Genomic DNA, 15,701 nt, shown 5'->3' on the forward strand with positions numbered 1-15,701 from the left:
GACTGGGCAGGGTGAAGGCGAGTTCGCGGCAGGATTGCCGGGACAGGTCATGCTCGGATACGCGAAGGAGAAGTCTGTGCGCTTCGGATTGTTCGTTCCGCAGGGCTGGCGGCTGGATCTGGTGGGGATCGAGCCCGCCGCGCAGTGGGAGGTGATGCGAGACCTGGCTCGACGCGCCGACGCGAACGACGCGTGGGAATCGATCTGGGTGTACGACCACTTCCACACCGTTCCGGTGCCCACCGAGGAGGCCACGCACGAGGCGTGGACCCTGATGTCGGCGTTCGCCGCGACCACCTCGCGGGTGCGGCTCGGCCAGATGTGTACCGCCATCAGCTACCGCAACCCGGCCTACCTGGCGAAGGTCGCCGCGACGGTGGACGTGATCTCCGGCGGCCGGGTGGAGATGGGCATCGGCGGCGGCTGGTACGAGCACGAGTGGCGCGCCTACGGCTACGGCTTCCCCTCCGCGGGAGCGCGCCTGGGCCGTCTCGACGAGGGGGTGCAGATCTTCCGGCAGGCGTGGACCGCGGGCAAAGCCACGCTGGACGGCAAGCACTACCAGGTCGACGGCGCGATCGTGCGCCCGCTGCCGTTGCAGGAGGGCGGGATTCCGCTGTGGATCGCGGGCGGCGGTGAACAGAAGACCCTGCGCATCGCGGCGAAGTACGCCGATTACACCAACTTCACCGGCGACGTCGACGAATTCGCGCGCAAGTCGGAGATCCTGCGCGGGCACTGCGCCGAGGTAGGCACCGATTTCGACGCGATCGTCCGCTCGTCGAACTTCAATGTCGCGATCGGCGCCACCGAGACCGAGGTCGAGGACCGCCTGGCTGCCCTGCGTGATCGTCTGACTCCGTTCGTCGGCGCCGCGCAGGCCGCCGAACACGTCGAGAACCTGTACCGCGGCACCGCCGCCGTCGGCACCCCGGAGCAGATCGTCGAAAACCTATCCAAGGTCCGCGATCTCGGTCTCGGTTACACGATCCTCAACTTCCCGGAGGCCGCCTACGACACCTCCGGCATCGAACTCTTCGAGCGCGAGGTCATCCCCGCACTGTCCTGATTCGCCCCGACCCCGTACTGTTCCTCGCCAGCAAGCGGCCAGCCCACGCGAAAGGGGCGGCATCCTGAGGGAAGCCGCCCCTTTCGGCGGGCTCACAACATGCAGCTCACGCAGCCTTCGACTTCGGTGCCTTCCAACGCCATCTGGCGCAGCCGGATGTAGTACAGCGTCTTGATGCCCTTGCGCCAGGCGTAGATCTGCGCCTTGTTCAGGTCACGGGTGGTGGCCGTGTCCTTGAAGAAGAGGGTCAGCGACAGGCCCTGGTCCACGTGCTGGGTGGCCGCGGCGTAGGTGTCGATGATCTTCTCGTAGCCGATCTCGTAGGCGTCCTCGTAGTACTCGAGGTTGTCGTTGTCCATGTAGGGCGCCGGGTAGTAGACGCGCCCGATCTTGCCTTCCTTGCGGATCTCGATCTTCGACGCCACCGGGTGAATCGAGCTGGTGGAGTGGTTGATGTAGGAGATCGAGCCGGTCGGCGGCACGGCCTGCAGGTTCTGGTTGTAGATGCCGTGCTCCATGACCGACGCCTTCAGCTCGCGCCAGTCCTCCTGGGTCGGGATGTGCACGCCCGCGTCGTCGAAGAGCTGACGCACCCGGTCGGTCTTGGGCTCCCACGCCTGGTCGGTGTACTTGTCGAAGTACTCGCCGCTGGCGTACTTCGATTCGGGGAACCCGCCGAAGTAGCTGCCGCGCTCCTTGGCGATCAGGTTCGACGCACGGATCGCGTGGTAGACCACGGTGTAGAAGTAGATGTTGGTGAAGTCGATGCCCTCTTCGGATCCGTAGTGGATCCGCTCGCGGGCCAGGAACCCGTGCAGGTTCATCTGCCCGAGGCCGATCGCGTGGGACTGGTTGTTGCCCTGTTCGATCGACGGCACCGAGTAGATGTGGGTCTGGTCCGACACGGCGGTCAGCGCGCGGATCGCCACCTCGATGGTCTGCGCGAAGTTCGGCGAATCCATCGTCTTGGCGATGTTCAGCGAACCCAGATTGCAGGAGATGTCCTTGCCGACCTTCGCGTAGGAAAGGTCGTCGTTGAACTCCGACGGGGTGGAGACCTGCAGGATCTCCGAGCACAGGTTGGAGTGGGTGATCTTGCCCGCGATCGGGTTGGCCCGGTTCACCGTGTCCTCGAACATGATGTAGGGGTAGCCCGATTCGAACTGCAACTCGGCGATGGTCTGGAAGAACTCGCGCGCCTTGATCTTCGACTTGCGGATGCGCTTGTCGTCGACCATCTCGTGGTACTTCTCGGTGACGTCGATGTCGGCGAACGGCTTGCCGTAGATCCGCTCCACGTCGTACGGCGAGAAGAGGTACATGTCCTCGTTCTTCTTCGCCAGTTCGAAGGTGATGTCGGGGATCACCACGCCGAGCGAGAGCGTCTTGATGCGGATCTTCTCGTCGGCGTTCTCCCGCTTGGTGTCCAGGAAGCGGTAGATGTCCGGGTGGTGCGCGTGCAGGTACACCGCACCGGCGCCCTGCCGCGCGCCGAGCTGGTTGGCGTAGGAGAACGAGTCCTCGAGCAGCTTCATGATCGGGATGACGCCCGAGCTCTGGTTCTCGATCTTCTTGATCGGCGCGCCGTGCTCGCGAATGTTGCTGAGCAGCAGGGCGACACCGCCGCCGCGCTTGGACAGCTGCAGCGCCGAGTTGATGGAGCGCCCGATGGACTCCATGTTGTCCTCGATGCGCAGCAGGAAGCAGGACACCGGCTCGCCGCGCTGCTTCTTGCCCGAGTTCAGGAAGGTCGGGGTGGCGGGCTGGAAACGTCCGTCGATGATCTCGTCGACCAGCTTGCGGGCCAGCACCTCGTCACCAGCGGCCAGCGTCAGCGCGACCATGCACACGCGGTCCTCGAAGCGCTCCAGGTAGCGCTTGCCGTCGAAGGTCTTGAGCGTGTACGAGGTGTAGTACTTGAACGCGCCGAGGAAGGTCGGGAACCGGAACTTGTGCGCGTAGGCCTGCTTGAACAGGCTCTTGATGAACGCCCTGCTGTACTGGTCGAGGACCTCTGCCTCGTAGTAGTTCTCGTCGACCAGGTAGTCCAGCTTCTCGTCCAGGTTGTGGAAGAAGACGGTGTTCTGGTTGACGTGCTGCAGGAAGTACTGGTGGGCGGCCTCGCGGTCCTTGTCGAACTGGATCTCACCGTCCGGTCCGTACAGGTTCAGCATCGCGTTGAGGGCGTGGTAGTCGAGTACCTCGCCGCCGGCGTCGGCGCCGCGCACCGGGGGCTGCTCTAAGCGAGCTGTCTTTCCGGCAGGCGCTGTCGTTGCTGTTGCCAAAACAATCCCAATCCCTCTCGGACGCGGTGGACGTCCTCAGCGGTTCCCATGAGTTCGAAGCGATACAGGTACGGCACCCCGCACTTGCGCGAGATCACCTCTCCCGCAAAGCAATAGGTATCGCCGAAGTTCGTGTTTCCCGCCGCGATGACGCCGCGCAGCAACGCGCGATTGTGCGGATCGTTGAGGAACTTGGCGACTTGCCGCGGTACGAAGTCCTTGTCGGACCTGTCACCCCCCAGAACGTGCCGACCGCCCCCGTAGGTCGGGACGATCAGCACGTAGGGTTCGTCGACGCGCAGCGAATCGGCGGTGTGCAGTGGTATGCGAGTCGCCGGGAGTCCCAGCTTCTCGACGAAGCGATGCGTGTTCTCCGAAGCGCTGGAGAAGTAGACCAGCGCAGTCCCGGGGGACATGGCTCCTCCTCTCCCATCGGACGAACGCCGAAGATGTGGCGCCGATCAGGCCGCCGCGACCGCGAGGGCCTTGATGCGGTCGGGACGGAAGCCGGACCAGTGGTCCTCGCCCGCGACGACGACCGGAGCCTGCAGGTAGCCGAGGGCCATGACGTAGTCACGCGCCTCGTCGTTCTCGGAGATGTCGATGACCTCGTAGTCCACCCCGACCTTGTCGAGGGCCTTGTAGGTGGCGTTGCACTGGACGCAAGCGGGCTTGGTGTACACGGTGATGGTCATTGAGTCCCTCTCTCCTGTGCCTGATGCGCGGTGTTTCGCGGCCTGGTTACGCGGCTTCCGCCTCCGGGCCCGTGCTCGCACCCGCGAGCCCGATCCACAGCCGGTGATCCGTATGCGGTACGTGATCCGACGTACGCCGCGCAAACTCCTGGATCCGGTCTCGAAACCCCTGCTAGCGCCGCTGCGAGCGACAGCTTTTCGCGGTGGGTCTCAGTCCGCCTTCCAGCATCGAAGACACTACACCTAGTGGCCGACAGATTGAAACAACACGACATGTTGCGAGTCGCACAGGTGTAATTCCACCGCGAGAAGTACCAGGACGCTCGATTCGCAACCCGACACGTCCGTGGTGCAGATCACAATTCCGTACCGTAGCGCTCTCCCAGCAAACTCTTCTGTCACACCTGCCACCGCTGTCTCGTCTACCCCTTATGGGACATTCCGACACACCGGAAACACGAGACCGCCCCCGTCCGAGTAGAGGACGGGGGCGGCCATGGCGGACGGCGCGCACCATCATCGGAGAGCGATCAGGCGGACACCAACTGCCCGCGCGCGGCCTCGACCAGTTCGTGCACCGTGGCGCCGAGCTGAGTGAGCGCCTCCGCGTCCTCGCGCGGGTGCGCGGCGCCGAAACGCTCGCCGATCACGCCGAAGTGGGCGTGCGCGGCCTCGACGACCTTGCCGCCGGCGACGCCGACCGCCTTGACCGCGTCGCCGTGCGCCCACTGCGCCGCGTTCGGACTGATGGATGCGCTCACGATGGCGACGGCCTTGTCCTTGAGTGCGCCGACACCGTACGGCCGCGAGGTCCAGTCGATGGCGTTCTTCAGCACCGCCGACAGCGTGCCGTTGTACTCCGGGGTCACCAAGAGGACGCCGTCGGCTCCGGCGACCGCGTCACGCAAGCGCTGCGCGGCGGCAGGTACGGCGCCGGGAACGTCGATGTCCTCGTTGTAGAACGGAATGTCGGCGAGGCCCTCGTAGATCGTCACCTCGACACCGTCCGGCGCGGTCTGCACGGCGGCCTCGGCCAGCTGCCGGTTGATCGACGCGGCGCGCAGGCTTCCGACGAGAGCGAGGATGCGGGTCTGACTCATGCCTTCGGCATTCGCCAGGGACGCTGTATTGATGATTCGCTCGCTTCGCTCACTCATGACAACTCCTGGTGTACTGAATGTGGTGTCCGAACCTTCACCCGACACTAACCGGACTTCGGTCCGATTACTTCCCATCGAGACCGTGAGAGGGCTGTGAACTACCCCACACCGTCCCCCGGCGAACCGACGCGCGAGCGTCCGCTCCTGCGTATCGGCACGCCGCTGCCGGGGACCGCCGAGCCCACCGAACGCGCCGACGCGGCACGCAACCGGCGACTGTTGCTGGACGCCGCACAGGATCTGGTCCGCGACCACGGCGTCGACGGACTCACGATGGACGAGCTGGCCAAGCGCGCAGGCGTCGGCAAAGGCACCGTCTTCCGCCGATTCGGCAGCCGCTCCGGACTGATGCGCGCGCTTCTCGACCATTCCGAGCAGAAATATCAAGCGGCCTTCATGTTCGGGCCGCCGCCGCTCGGTCCTGGCGCACCCCCGGTGGACCGGCTCATCGCGTTCGGGCGCGCCAGGATCTCCGACATCGAGGTGGAGGGCGACCTGCACCGTGCCGCCGAAGTCAGCGAGGCGGGCGATCGCTACACCGGAGCGCCGTACAACCTGTTGAAGGCGCACGTCTCGATGCTGCTGCGGCAGGCGGACGCGGCGGGCGAATTACCGCTGCTCGCCGACAGCCTGCTCGCCACGCTCGACGCGCCGCTGCTGATGTACCAGTTCAAGGTTCTCGGATACAGCGCGCGGCAGGTCGGGGACAACTGGGAAGCGTTCGTTCGCGGGGTTGTCTCGGCGAACGCGCCAGTAGAGTGACGTGCCATGGCTAGTCTGCGCGAACAGATCATCACCGAATTGGGCGTCCAGCCGACGATCGAACCGAAGGTCGAGGTGCGTCGCCGGATCGATTTCCTCAAGGACTATCTGCGCGCAACGCCGGCAAAAGGTTTCGTGCTCGGCATCAGCGGCGGCCAGGACAGCGCGCTGACCGGACGGTTGTGCCAGCTCGCCGCCGAGGAACTGCGGGCCGACGGCTTCGACGCCGGCTTCGTCGCGGTACGGCTGCCCTACGGCGTCCAGTCCGACGAGGCCGACGCCAGAATCGCGATGACCTTCATCGCGCCCGACCGCGCCGTAGTTGTCAACGTCCGTCCCGGCGCCAACGCGGTGGCGGCCGAGACCGCGTCCGCGTTGAAGGTGAGCAAGCTGCGCGATTTCGTGCGCGGCAACATCAAGGCCCGCGAGCGCATGGTGATCCAGTACGCCATCGCCGGTGAGGAGAATCTGCTCGTGGTCGGCACCGACCACGCGGCGGAAGCGGTCACCGGCTTCTTCACCAAGTACGGCGACGGCGGCGTCGACCTGACCCCGCTGACCGGTCTCACCAAGCGACAGGGCGCGGCGCTGCTCCAGGAACTCGGCGCACCGGCCAGCATCTGGGCCAAGGTCCCGACGGCCGACCTCGAGGACGACCGGCCCGCGCTCCCCGACGAGGAGGCGCTCGGCCTGCGCTACAGCGAGATCGACGACTACCTCGAGGGCAAGGACGTCACGCCCGAGGTGGCCGAGCGGGTGGAGCGGATCTTCCGCAACACCAGGCACAAGCGCACGGTGCCGGTGACTCCGCTCGACACCTGGTGGCGCTGAGCCGGTTTCGGCACGGCGCATTCCGGCGCGGGACGCCGCTCCGCCACGGAACGAGGCGCTCGGTTTCGAGAACGAGCAAGCGCGCCGGGATCTACTCGGCCGCCTCGACTTCGGCGAGACGGCGCGCAAGGAATCGCCGCACTTGCTCGTTATCGGCGACGTCCAAGGCAGTCCGGTAGCTGTCAGCGGCCTCGCGTCGCCGTCCCACTCGGCGCAACAGATCGGCCCGCGTGGCCGGGACCAGGTGGGTCCCGGCCAAGCGCGGATCGTCGGCCACCTCGTCGAGCGCCGCGAGCCCGGCGTCGAATCCACGGGAAAAGCCGACGGCCACAGCCCGATTCACCCGGACGGCGGGCGAGCCCGAATACCGCAGCAGCTCGTCGTAACTGTCGACGATGGCGCTCCAGTCGGTATCCGACCAGCTCGGAGCCGTGGCGTGCGCCGCGGCGATGCGCGCCTGCGCGAGATAGGGCCCGCCGCCGTCGGCCGACGCCGAGACCAGACACGCCAACCCGGCCCTGATCGCAGCGTGGTCCCAGGCGGACCGGTCCTGGTCCTCCAGCGGAACCAAATCGCCTTCCGCACTGCGCCTTTGCCCGCGCCTGCTGTCCTGCAACAGCATCAGCGCCAGCAGCGCCCGCGCCTCCGGCTCGCCCGGCAGCAGCCCGCACAGCAACCGGCCGAGCCGAATCGCTTCGTCGCACAACTCGTCTCGCACCGCCGACGGACCAGAGGTCGCGAAGTAACCCTCGGTGAACACCAGGTACACGCACGCGAGCACTGGAGGCATTCGCTCCGGCAGCAGGTGCGCCCGCGGCACGCGCAGCGGGATACCGGCCTGCCTGATCTTCGTCTTCGCGCGGGAGAGCCGTTGCGCCACAGTGTGTTCCGGCTGAAGGAAGGCCCTGGCGATCTCCGCGGTGCGCAAACCGCACACCAGCCGCAATGTCAACGCGACCTGCGACGGCCGCGACAGCGCGGGATGGCAGCAGGTGAAGATCATCCGTAGCTGATCGTCCGGCACCGGTGACACCTCGACCTCCTCGATCGGCGCCTGCGCCGCGACAGCGTCGTATTCCTTGGCCGCCCGCGCCGACTCGCGCCGCAGCCGGTCCAGCGCCCGATGCCGAGCCGCGGTGGTGATCCACGCGCCAGGATTCGCTGGTGTGCCACGTTCGGGCCAGGTGCGCAGCGCGTCGGCGAACGCCTCGTGCACCGCGTCCTCGGCGAGCGCGATGTCACCGACCATCCTGGCGACGGTGGCGAGAGCCCGGCCGAACTCGGCGCGATAGACGGCGTCGATTTCCGCGGCCGGGCCCGTGGTCACCGTCAGTCGCCCAGTTCTACGATCCGACGCACCTCGGTGCGCCCGCGCTCACCCAGGGGAATCGCGGCCGCGATCTCGGCCGCCTCCGCCCGGCTCGCCGCCGCGAACAGATACAGGCCGTCGATCACCTCGGCGAATTCGGCGAACGGACCGTCGGTCAGCAGCAATTCACCGTCGCGGACCCGCACCGTGGTCGCCGAGGACGGCGGTTGCAACGCACCGCCGCCACGGATCGCCGCCGCGTACTTCGCGCCGAACCGTTCGTGCTCGGCCACCCCGGCGTCCCATTCGGGCGAGCCCGGCGCGATCACCGCGTCCGGCGCTTCCCACAGCAGCGCCAGCCACCAGTCGGCGCCCGGCATCTCGTGCGGCGACCACATGACCATCGGCCGTACCTCGACCTGCCCGTCCTGCGCCGCGGGCAGCTGCCGCGCCAGCTCGATCACGGCATCCAGGTCGGCGGCCTCGAAAACATAGAATCCGCCGACCACCTCCGCCTGTTCGGCGAACGGTCCGTCGGTGATCAACGTCCGCCCGCCCTCGCGGCGCACGTGCATCGCGGACGCGGACGGGTACAGCGCCGCGCCGCCCGCCACCGCGTCACCCGCGCGCTCGTCGAACGCCTCGTACTTCGCCACCTCGGCATCGAACTCCGCCGTACCGGGCAGCACGCCGCCTTCGCGGCCCACCAATGTCGCCAAGTAGTACATCGCGTGATCCTTCCTCGTCGCGAGGGGTCCGATACCCCTTACTACTCGGACGACGAACCGCGCGCCGGGTTCTCTACATCGCGGCGGAAGAAGTCTCCGGCGAAATCCCGGATGACGCCCGCCTCATCCGCCCGCGAACGGCGGGAGCACGTCGACGCGTGGGCTGAGCGCGGAGGACGGGTCGCGGGTCAGTTCGTCGCCGATCAGGTAGGCGCAGACCCCGAGCATCTTGTCCAGATCGGGGCCGTACGCGGCGGCCAGGCTGGTGCGCAGATCGGCGACCGTGGCGCCCGCGGGCAGGTCGATCCGCTCGGAATCCTTGCCGACGGCATCGGCGATGGCGGCGAAATAACGGACCTCAACCACCGATGGCTCCCATCGTGCGTTCCGGCGGGACGAAATCCTCGGCGTCGATGCCGTGTCCCGCCCATTTGTTCCACATCGCGCCGCGCCAGATGGTGGCCAGCTCGGCGTCGTCGGCGCCGGACCGCATGGCCTCGCGCAGATCGAATTCCTGGTCGCTGAACAGACAGGAGCGCAGCATGCCGTCGGCGGTCAACCGGGTGCGGTCGCAGGTGCCGCAGAACTTGCGCGTCACCGTGGCGATGATGCCCACGGTGGCAGGGCCGCCGTCGACCAGCCACTTCTCGGCGGGTGCGGACGGGTCGGAGCGGCCGACCTCGGTCAGGGTGAACCGGGCGCCGAGCACGTCGAGCAGTTCGGCGGCGGTCACCATGTTGGCGCGCGCCCACTCGTGGTCGGCGTCGAGCGGCATCTCCTCGATGAACCGCAGCTCGCACTCCTCGGCCAGGCACCACTGGAGCAGATCCGCCGCGCCGGAGAGGGTTTCGCGCATGAGCACGGCGTTCACCTTGAGCGGCGCCAGCCCGGCGGCGCGGGCGGCGCGAATGCCCGCCAGCACCGAGTCCAGGCGGTCGCGGCGGGTCAGCTTCGCGAAGCCGTCGCGGTCGACGGTGTCCAGCGAGACGTTCACCCTGCTCAATCCGGCTGCGGCGAGGCCGCGGGCGCGGCGCTCCAGGCCGACACCGTTGGTGGTCATGGCCAGCGGGATATCGGGCAGCCGCTCGTGGCAACCCGCGACGATCTGTTCCAGATCCCGGCGCAGCAGCGGTTCGCCGCCGGTGAACCGCACCTCGCGCACACCGAGCTGCTCCACGGCGAGCACCACCAACCGCACGATCTCGGCGACGGTCAGCAGTTCGTCCTTCGGAATCGGCGGCAGCCCCTCTTCCGGCATGCAGTACGTGCAGCGCAGCGAGCACTTCTCGGTGATCGAGACCCGCAGATCGCGGGCCACCCGTCCGAAACGGTCGACCAGCCAAGGCGTGTCGGGGCGTCCGTCGAGCGAGGGGCGCCCTGATCGCACGGCGGGCATTCCCATCTCGACCAACGTCACCCTTCCAGTATGACCGGTCGCGCGCGCGGAACCACGGGCAGCGCCCGGTTCGGCGGATCTCACAAACCCGCATGTCAGGGTGTGAGATGAAAAGCCCGCACTAAGCTCTGGCCTATGAATTCTCGGCCAGCCAGCGTCTCGGCCCGGTCCGTCGACGAGTACCGCGACAGCATCGAACAGCTGCTGCGCCCCCTCGCGGCGCGCCCGGTCGAATCCGTCTCGGTGCCCGCCGCGCTCGGCCGCAAGCTGGCCGCCGACATCCGCTCGCCGATCGACCTGCCGGTGTTCCGCAATTCGGCGATGGACGGCTACGCGGTGCGCGCCGGCGACGTGGCGGTCGCCCCGGTGACGCTGCCGCTGGCCGGTGTCGTCGCCGCGGGACAGCCGGGACAGGGCCCGCTGCCCGCCGGAGCCGCGCTGAAGGTGATGACCGGCGCGCCGATCCCGCCGGGCGCGGACTGCGTCGTCCCGGTGGAGGACACGCGGCGCGACGGGAGCGCCGTCACCATCGAACGTGGCCGTGGCGCAGGCGAATTCGTCCGCGAACCAGGCACCGACGTGCGCGCGGGCGCGCTGCTCGTGCCCGCGGGCGTCGCGCTGACACCGCGGCACATCGCCGCACTGGCGGCGGTCGGTGTGCCGGCGGTGCCGGTCTTCCAGCCGGTGCGCGCCGCGGTCGTCACCACCGGCGACGAGCTGGTCCCCGCGGGCCGACCGCTGCGCTCCGGGCAGATCTACGACTCCAACGGCATCGCGCTCGCGGCGGCGCTGGCGGCCAACGGGGCGGCGGTCGTCTCGGTCGAGCACAGCACCGACGATCCCGCGGTGTTCCGTCGCTTGCTCTCCGCCGCAACGCGTTCCGCCGATCTGGTGTTCACCTCTGGCGGCGTGTCAAAGGGCGATTTCGAAGTCGTGAAGGACGTACTCGCCGCGCAGGGCGGGCTGTTCGGCTCGGTCGCGGTGCAGCCCGGCGGCCCGCAAGGGCTGACGGTGCTGGACGGTGTCCCAGTCCTCAGCTTCCCCGGCAATCCGGTGAGCACCATGGTGTCGTTCGAGGTGTTCGCCAGGCCGATGCTGCGGCAGCTGTCCGGCCTGCCGCCGGTGCGCACCAGCGAGGTGCCGTTGCGCGCGGCGGTGCGCTCTCCCGCCGGACGGCGGCAGTTCCTGCGCGGACGACTCACCGAGGACGGCGTCGAGCCCGTCGCGGGCGCAGGCTCCCACCTGATCGCGGGCATGGCATGGGCCGACGTGCTGATCGATATTCCCGCCGAGACCACCGAGCTGGCGGCGGGTGCGCCGGTGCGGGTGCGCGAACTGTGAGCAGGTGCGCACCCGGCCGCGGCGCTGTGCCAGGCTGGTTGATATGAGCGATCGGAGCGAGCGAATCATGGGCCATTGCGCCTCGCGCATGCCGGAGCCGAGCGTCGGCGAGGCGCGGACATGAGTGAGTTGTCCCATGTCGACCGGGAAGGTCGCGCCCGCATGGTCGATGTGAGCGCGAAGGCCGACACCACGCGTGTCGCCGTGGCGGCGGGCGCGCTGCGGACGACGGCGGAGGTCGTCGCGCTGGTCAGGGCCGACGACCTGCCCAAGGCCGATGTGCTGTCCACCGCGCGGATCGCCGGGATCGCGGGCGCCAAGAAGACCTCCGAACTCATTCCGCTGTGCCATCAGCTGGCGCTGTCGTCGGTGAAGGTCGAGTTCGGGTTCACCGACACCGACATCACCATCGAGGCGACCGCGAAGACCAAGGGGCCGACCGGTGTGGAGATGGAGGCGCTGACCGCGGTCGCCATCGCCGGACTCACCCTGCACGACATGGTCAAGGCGGTCGACCCCGCGGCCACGCTCGACGGCGTCCGGTTGCTGACCAAGGAGGGCGGCAAGCGCGGTCACTGGGAGCGGCCGGGCACGCCGGAACCGAACGGGGAGACCGCCGTTCGCCCCGAGGAGCAACCCCAGGGCGACGACCTCGGGGCCGATCGATCCGCGGTCGTGCTGGTCGCTTCGACCCGTGCGGCGGCGGGCATCTGGGAAGACACCACCGGCCCTGTGCTCGCGGAGTGGCTGACCGGCCTGGGCTTCTCGGTGCGCGGACCGCTCGTCTACGCCGATGCCGAGATCGGCGTCGGACTGGCCGACGCGCTGCGTTTCGCGCCGTCGCTGGTGATCAGCACCGGCGGCACCGGCGCGTCCCCCACCGACGGCACCCCTGAGGCGACGCTGGCCGTGCTCGACCGCGAATTGCCCGGCGTTGCCGAGGCGATCCGCCAGCGCGGCACCGCGAAGTTCCCGCTGGCCGCGCTCAGCCGCGGCGTCGCGGGGCTGGCCGGTCGGACGGTCGTCGTGAATCTGCCCGGTTCGCCGGGCGGGGTGAAGGATGGTATCGCCGTGCTCGAACCGCTCCTCGATCATCTGCTCGCACAAGTAGCCGGAGGCGGCGATCATGACCACGTCTGAGACCGCGGTGCGGGTGGCCCGCATCAGCGACCGACCGCTCGACCCCGCCGAGGTGGAGGCCGCGGTCACCGGCCCGGAATACGGCGCGGTCGTGGTGTTCACCGGCAAGGTCCGCAATCACGATGGCGGCCAGGCTGTTTCGGCGCTGGAGTACTCGGCGCATCCGGAAGCCGAGCGTTTCCTGCGGAATTGCTGCGCCGCGGCGGCCGCGTCAACCGGTCTTCCGGTGGCCGCGGTGCACCGGGTCGGCTCGCTGACCGTCGGCGATCTCGCCATCGTGGTCGCGGTGGCCGCCCCGCACCGGGCCGAAGCCTTCACTGCCTGCGCGGAATTGGTGGATCGGATCAAGCACGAAGTGCCGATCTGGAAGCGGCAGTTGTTCGCCGATGGGATGTCGGAGTGGGTCAATGCCTGCGGGTAATCATGTCGTGATGTGAATCCGATGACGGATCAATCTGGTCGCCGTTAGCGTTCTCGCCCAGGGTTGTTCATCCGGATCTGGGCAGGAGGACGAGTGGGGACCGATCAGGTTTTGCTGCATCGTTTCGTCATCGCGCAGCTGACCGCCGCGGGCGCCGACAGGGAGAAGCTGATCCGGGAGACCGGTCTACCGGAATGGACGATGGCGGGCGACGACATGCACCTGCCGAGCCACACCTTCGCCCGGCTATGGGAACTCGGCGCGCACGCGCTAGGCGATCCCGCGGTGGCGTTGCAGGTGGCCAAGCGCTACGAGCTCAAGAGCCTCGGACTCTACGACTACCTGTTCTCGACCGCGCCCACTCTCGGCGCCGGGCTCGCGACCTGCGGGCCGTACGTCTCCGCGGTCACCACCAACCATCGGATCGACCTGCGTACCGAGAACGAGCACGAAACCACGCTCTATCTCGACATCATCGACGGCGAGGGCATCGGACGCGACCTGACCCAGCTGTGGGGTCTCGGCGCGGTGCTGAGCCGGGCCCGCCGCGTGGTGCGCGAACCGCTCGCACCCGTCCGGGTCGCGCTGCGCCAGCAGGCGCCCGCCGATCGTCGCGCCTACGTCGAGGTATTCGGTACCGCCGCCATCGAATTCGACGCTCCGGTCGACTCGATGACCTTCCGTTCCTCCGATATGGACCTGCCGCTGACCACCGCCGACCCGGTGCTGGCGAAAATACTGCGCCCATTGGCCGACGCCCTGCCCCCGCCACCGCCGCTGCCTTCGGCCTGGCCGCAGCGGGTGGCCGAGGCACTCGCCGCCGCGCTCGACGCGGGCGACGCCTCGCTGAACCGCGTCGCGCGGCGGCTGGCCACCAGCCCGCGCACCTTGCAGCGCAGGCTCATGGAGGCCGGGACGACGTGGCGCAAGGAACTCGACCGGGCACGCGACGCACGGTTGCGGCAGGCGAGTGCGGCGGGCTCGCTGAGCAGAGCGCGGCAGGCGCAACTGCTCGGCTATTCCGACGCCGGCTCGATGCGCCGCGCGGCGCGCCGCTGGAACGTCGCCGAGCACGCGCACCGGTGCGAGCTGTTCGACTGACACCTCACACGCGCAGGAAGCTGGCCGCGATGCGCCAGAAGGTGGCGTCCTCGATGGCCCGGAAATCCCAGCTCTCGGTGAGATCTCTGGTGGCGGCGACGATCGCAGGTACGTCGAAGTCGTCGCGGGTGGCGGTCCCCTTGGCCTCCAACGCGGCGATCACGTAAGCGGTGGCGCTCTCACACGTCTCGGACACCGAAAATCTCCCCTCGGTCGCACACAGATACGGTCGATCACGGTCACGGACCGACGCCGCGCACGGCGCATGGCGCCGACCCCGACACGGCGGGCGTGCAGTCAGTCTTACGACACCGCCCCCGCCGCGAAAGCGCCGAACGCGCCACTTTCTAGCAAAACGCGCCAACCCGCGGCGCGTTCAGTGCGGTGTGTAGCGCCACACCCCGAGCATCGCCTGTTCGTCGAGGAAATCGTCGGCGGTGTGCACGGTCTCCCGCAGGCGCGACAGCGCGGCGTCGGCAGGCATGCCCGCCCCGATCAGCACCAACCGGCTGGTGCGCGGCTCGCCGCGACGCCATGCGCCCGGCTCGAAGACGATGTGCCTGCCGACCATGTGCAGCACGAACTTCCTTCGCTCGGCCGCGACGCCGAACGCCGCGAAGCCCTTGGCGCGGAAAAGTCCGGGTGGCGGATCCTCCAGGAAGCCGATCAGCCTGCGCGGATCCAATTCCCGCTCGCTGGTGAAGGAGACGCTGGTGTAGTCGTCGTGCAGGTGGCGGTGGTCATGGTCGCCGTCGTGGTCGTGATCGGCGAGCAGTTCGTCGAAGCTCAACTGCTCGGCGACGCGCGGGGTCTCGCGAAGCGGCTCGTCGAACAGCAGGCCGGGATCGATACACCCCCTTGTGGTCGCGTACACCGGCACCGTCCCGACCAGTTCCGCGATCTCGCCGCGCAACGTGTCCAGCTCGGCGACGGCGACTCGATCCGCCTTGTTGACCACCACCAAGTCGGCCAGGCGCAGGTGGGTGAGCAGTTCCGGATGCCGTTCGCGGGTTTCCGGGAACTGTTCGGCGTCGACCACCTCGACCAGACCGCCGTAGCGGATGCGCGGATTGTCGCTGCCGACCACCATCCGGATGAGGTTGCGCGGCTCGGCGAGGCCGCTGGCCTCGACCACGATGACGTCGATGTTCGCTCGCGGCTGCGCCAGCCGGGTGAACAGCTCGTCGAGCTCGGTGACGTCCACCGCGCAACAGACGCAGCCGTTGCCGAGCGAGACCATCGCGTCGACCTGCCCGGCGACCAGCATCGAATCGATGTTGATGGCGCCGAAGTCGTTGACGACCACCCCGATTCGGGTGCCGCGGTTGTTCCGCAGCAGGTGGTTCAGCATGGTGGTCTTTCCCGAACCGAGAAAGCCGGCGACGATCAGCACAGGAATCCGGTCAGCCACCCGGACCACCCTAGTGCGGCGCGCGACGGCGTGAAAACGGCCGGACGCCGCC

At 68.3% G+C, this 15,701-nt stretch carries 17 protein-coding genes; 7 read left to right on the forward strand and 10 right to left on the reverse strand.

Translation table 11 applies throughout. The features are described from left to right. Positions 1-76: 76 nt before the first annotated feature. Positions 77-1,069, forward strand: a complete 993-nt coding sequence (locus NX1_RS11860) for an LLM class F420-dependent oxidoreductase (RefSeq protein ID WP_068057837.1) — start codon at positions 77-79, stop codon at positions 1,067-1,069. Positions 1,070-1,161: 92 nt separating this feature from the next. Here NX1_RS11860 and nrdE read toward each other — a convergent pair whose 3' ends face one another. The 4 genes from nrdE to NX1_RS11880 all read right to left on the reverse strand — a co-directional run bounded on the left by nrdE (position 1,162) and on the right by NX1_RS11880 (position 5,149). Further along, complete coding sequence (gene nrdE / locus NX1_RS11865; protein WP_245668460.1) at positions 1,162-3,243, reverse strand: class 1b ribonucleoside-diphosphate reductase subunit alpha; 2,082 nt, start codon at positions 3,241-3,243, stop codon at positions 1,162-1,164. A 65-nt stretch (positions 3,244-3,308) separates the two neighbouring features. Then, entirely contained in the window at positions 3,309-3,770 is a 462-nt protein-coding gene (gene nrdI, locus NX1_RS11870; RefSeq protein WP_068057655.1) for a class Ib ribonucleoside-diphosphate reductase assembly flavoprotein NrdI, read from the reverse strand. Positions 3,771-3,815: 45 nt separating this feature from the next. Then, positions 3,816-4,049 (reverse strand): redoxin NrdH, encoded by a 234-nt coding sequence (locus NX1_RS11875; RefSeq protein ID WP_068057657.1) that lies wholly within the window; start codon positions 4,047-4,049, stop codon positions 3,816-3,818. A 530-nt stretch (positions 4,050-4,579) separates the two neighbouring features. Beyond that, positions 4,580-5,149: an NAD(P)H-dependent oxidoreductase gene (locus NX1_RS11880; protein WP_068057839.1), complete on the reverse strand. Its 570-nt coding sequence runs from the start codon at positions 5,147-5,149 to the stop codon at positions 4,580-4,582. Positions 5,150-5,302: 153 nt separating this feature from the next. Between NX1_RS11880 and NX1_RS11885 the strand changes: the two genes are divergently transcribed. Together NX1_RS11885 and nadE are read left to right on the forward strand one after the other, a co-directional pair. Beyond that, positions 5,303-5,971, forward strand: coding sequence for a TetR/AcrR family transcriptional regulator (locus NX1_RS11885; protein WP_084501347.1), 669 nt, complete (start codon positions 5,303-5,305; stop codon positions 5,969-5,971). A 6-nt stretch (positions 5,972-5,977) separates the two neighbouring features. Then, positions 5,978-6,802 (forward strand): NAD(+) synthase, encoded by an 825-nt coding sequence (gene nadE, locus NX1_RS11890; RefSeq protein ID WP_068057659.1) that lies wholly within the window; start codon positions 5,978-5,980, stop codon positions 6,800-6,802. A 91-nt stretch (positions 6,803-6,893) separates the two neighbouring features. Here nadE and NX1_RS11895 read toward each other — a convergent pair whose 3' ends face one another. The 4 genes from NX1_RS11895 to moaA all read right to left on the reverse strand — a co-directional run bounded on the left by NX1_RS11895 (position 6,894) and on the right by moaA (position 10,256). Beyond that, positions 6,894-8,129, reverse strand: a complete 1,236-nt coding sequence (locus NX1_RS11895; protein WP_068057661.1) for an RNA polymerase sigma factor — start codon at positions 8,127-8,129, stop codon at positions 6,894-6,896. 2 nt (positions 8,130-8,131) lie between these two features. Continuing rightward, positions 8,132-8,839: a YciI family protein gene (locus tag NX1_RS11900; protein WP_068057663.1), complete on the reverse strand. Its 708-nt coding sequence runs from the start codon at positions 8,837-8,839 to the stop codon at positions 8,132-8,134. A 123-nt stretch (positions 8,840-8,962) separates the two neighbouring features. Then, complete coding sequence (locus tag NX1_RS11905; protein ID WP_068057665.1) at positions 8,963-9,205, reverse strand: MoaD/ThiS family protein; 243 nt, start codon at positions 9,203-9,205, stop codon at positions 8,963-8,965. Then, positions 9,198-10,256, reverse strand: coding sequence for a GTP 3',8-cyclase MoaA (gene moaA, locus NX1_RS11910; protein WP_068057667.1), 1,059 nt, complete (start codon positions 10,254-10,256; stop codon positions 9,198-9,200). Before moaA ends, NX1_RS11905 begins: the two co-directional genes overlap by 8 nt. Before the next feature lie 114 nt (positions 10,257-10,370). On the opposite strand from moaA, the gene NX1_RS11915 reads away from it, so the two are divergent. From NX1_RS11915 to NX1_RS11930, 4 genes are all read left to right on the forward strand, one after another. Continuing rightward, complete coding sequence (locus NX1_RS11915; protein WP_068057669.1) at positions 10,371-11,576, forward strand: molybdopterin molybdotransferase MoeA; 1,206 nt, start codon at positions 10,371-10,373, stop codon at positions 11,574-11,576. Between the two features lie 120 nt (positions 11,577-11,696). After that, a complete protein-coding gene (gene moaCB / locus NX1_RS11920) occupies positions 11,697-12,716 on the forward strand; it encodes a bifunctional molybdenum cofactor biosynthesis protein MoaC/MoaB (protein ID WP_068057672.1) in 1,020 nt (339 codons plus the stop codon). Further along, positions 12,703-13,137, forward strand: a complete 435-nt coding sequence (locus NX1_RS11925) for a molybdenum cofactor biosynthesis protein MoaE (protein WP_068057673.1) — start codon at positions 12,703-12,705, stop codon at positions 13,135-13,137. The genes moaCB and NX1_RS11925 overlap by 14 nt, the downstream gene beginning before the upstream one ends. A gap of 93 nt (positions 13,138-13,230) precedes the next feature. Further along, a complete protein-coding gene (locus NX1_RS11930; protein ID WP_068057675.1) occupies positions 13,231-14,238 on the forward strand; it encodes an AraC family transcriptional regulator in 1,008 nt (335 codons plus the stop codon). A gap of 4 nt (positions 14,239-14,242) precedes the next feature. On the opposite strand, the gene NX1_RS11935 is transcribed toward NX1_RS11930, so the two are convergent. Next, positions 14,243-14,434 (reverse strand): hypothetical protein, encoded by a 192-nt coding sequence (locus NX1_RS11935; protein WP_068057677.1) that lies wholly within the window; start codon positions 14,432-14,434, stop codon positions 14,243-14,245. A 180-nt stretch (positions 14,435-14,614) separates the two neighbouring features. Then, positions 14,615-15,649 carry a CobW family GTP-binding protein gene (locus NX1_RS11940; RefSeq protein ID WP_068057844.1) on the reverse strand — a complete coding sequence of 345 codons (1,035 nt, stop codon included), beginning with the start codon at positions 15,647-15,649 and terminating at the stop codon, positions 14,615-14,617. Positions 15,650-15,701 lie beyond the last annotated feature (52 nt).

It is taken from the genome of Nocardia xishanensis NBRC 101358 (genome assembly GCF_001613365.1).
In the GTDB taxonomy this organism is placed as follows: domain Bacteria; phylum Actinomycetota; class Actinomycetes; order Mycobacteriales; family Mycobacteriaceae; genus Nocardia; species Nocardia xishanensis.

What these genes read in the sequence shown, in the direction of transcription:
- nrdE (WP_245668460.1), bottom strand. Translation starts at nt 3,243, where the DNA reads ATGCTGAACCTGTACGGACCGGACGGTGAGATCCAGTTCGACAAGGAC.
- nrdI (WP_068057655.1), bottom strand. Translation starts at nt 3,770, where the DNA reads ATGTCCCCCGGGACTGCGCTGGTCTACTTCTCCAGCGCTTCGGAGAAC.
- NX1_RS11875 (WP_068057657.1), bottom strand. Translation starts at nt 4,049, where the DNA reads ATGACCATCACCGTGTACACCAAGCCCGCTTGCGTCCAGTGCAACGCC.
- NX1_RS11880 (WP_068057839.1), bottom strand. Translation starts at nt 5,149, where the DNA reads ATGAGTCAGACCCGCATCCTCGCTCTCGTCGGAAGCCTGCGCGCCGCG.
- nadE (WP_068057659.1), top strand. Translation starts at nt 5,978, where the DNA reads ATGGCTAGTCTGCGCGAACAGATCATCACCGAATTGGGCGTCCAGCCG.
- NX1_RS11900 (WP_068057663.1), bottom strand. Translation starts at nt 8,839, where the DNA reads ATGTACTACTTGGCGACATTGGTGGGCCGCGAAGGCGGCGTGCTGCCC.
- NX1_RS11915 (WP_068057669.1), top strand. Translation starts at nt 10,371, where the DNA reads ATGAATTCTCGGCCAGCCAGCGTCTCGGCCCGGTCCGTCGACGAGTAC.
- moaCB (WP_068057672.1), top strand. Translation starts at nt 11,697, where the DNA reads ATGAGTGAGTTGTCCCATGTCGACCGGGAAGGTCGCGCCCGCATGGTC.
- NX1_RS11925 (WP_068057673.1), top strand. Translation starts at nt 12,703, where the DNA reads ATGACCACGTCTGAGACCGCGGTGCGGGTGGCCCGCATCAGCGACCGA.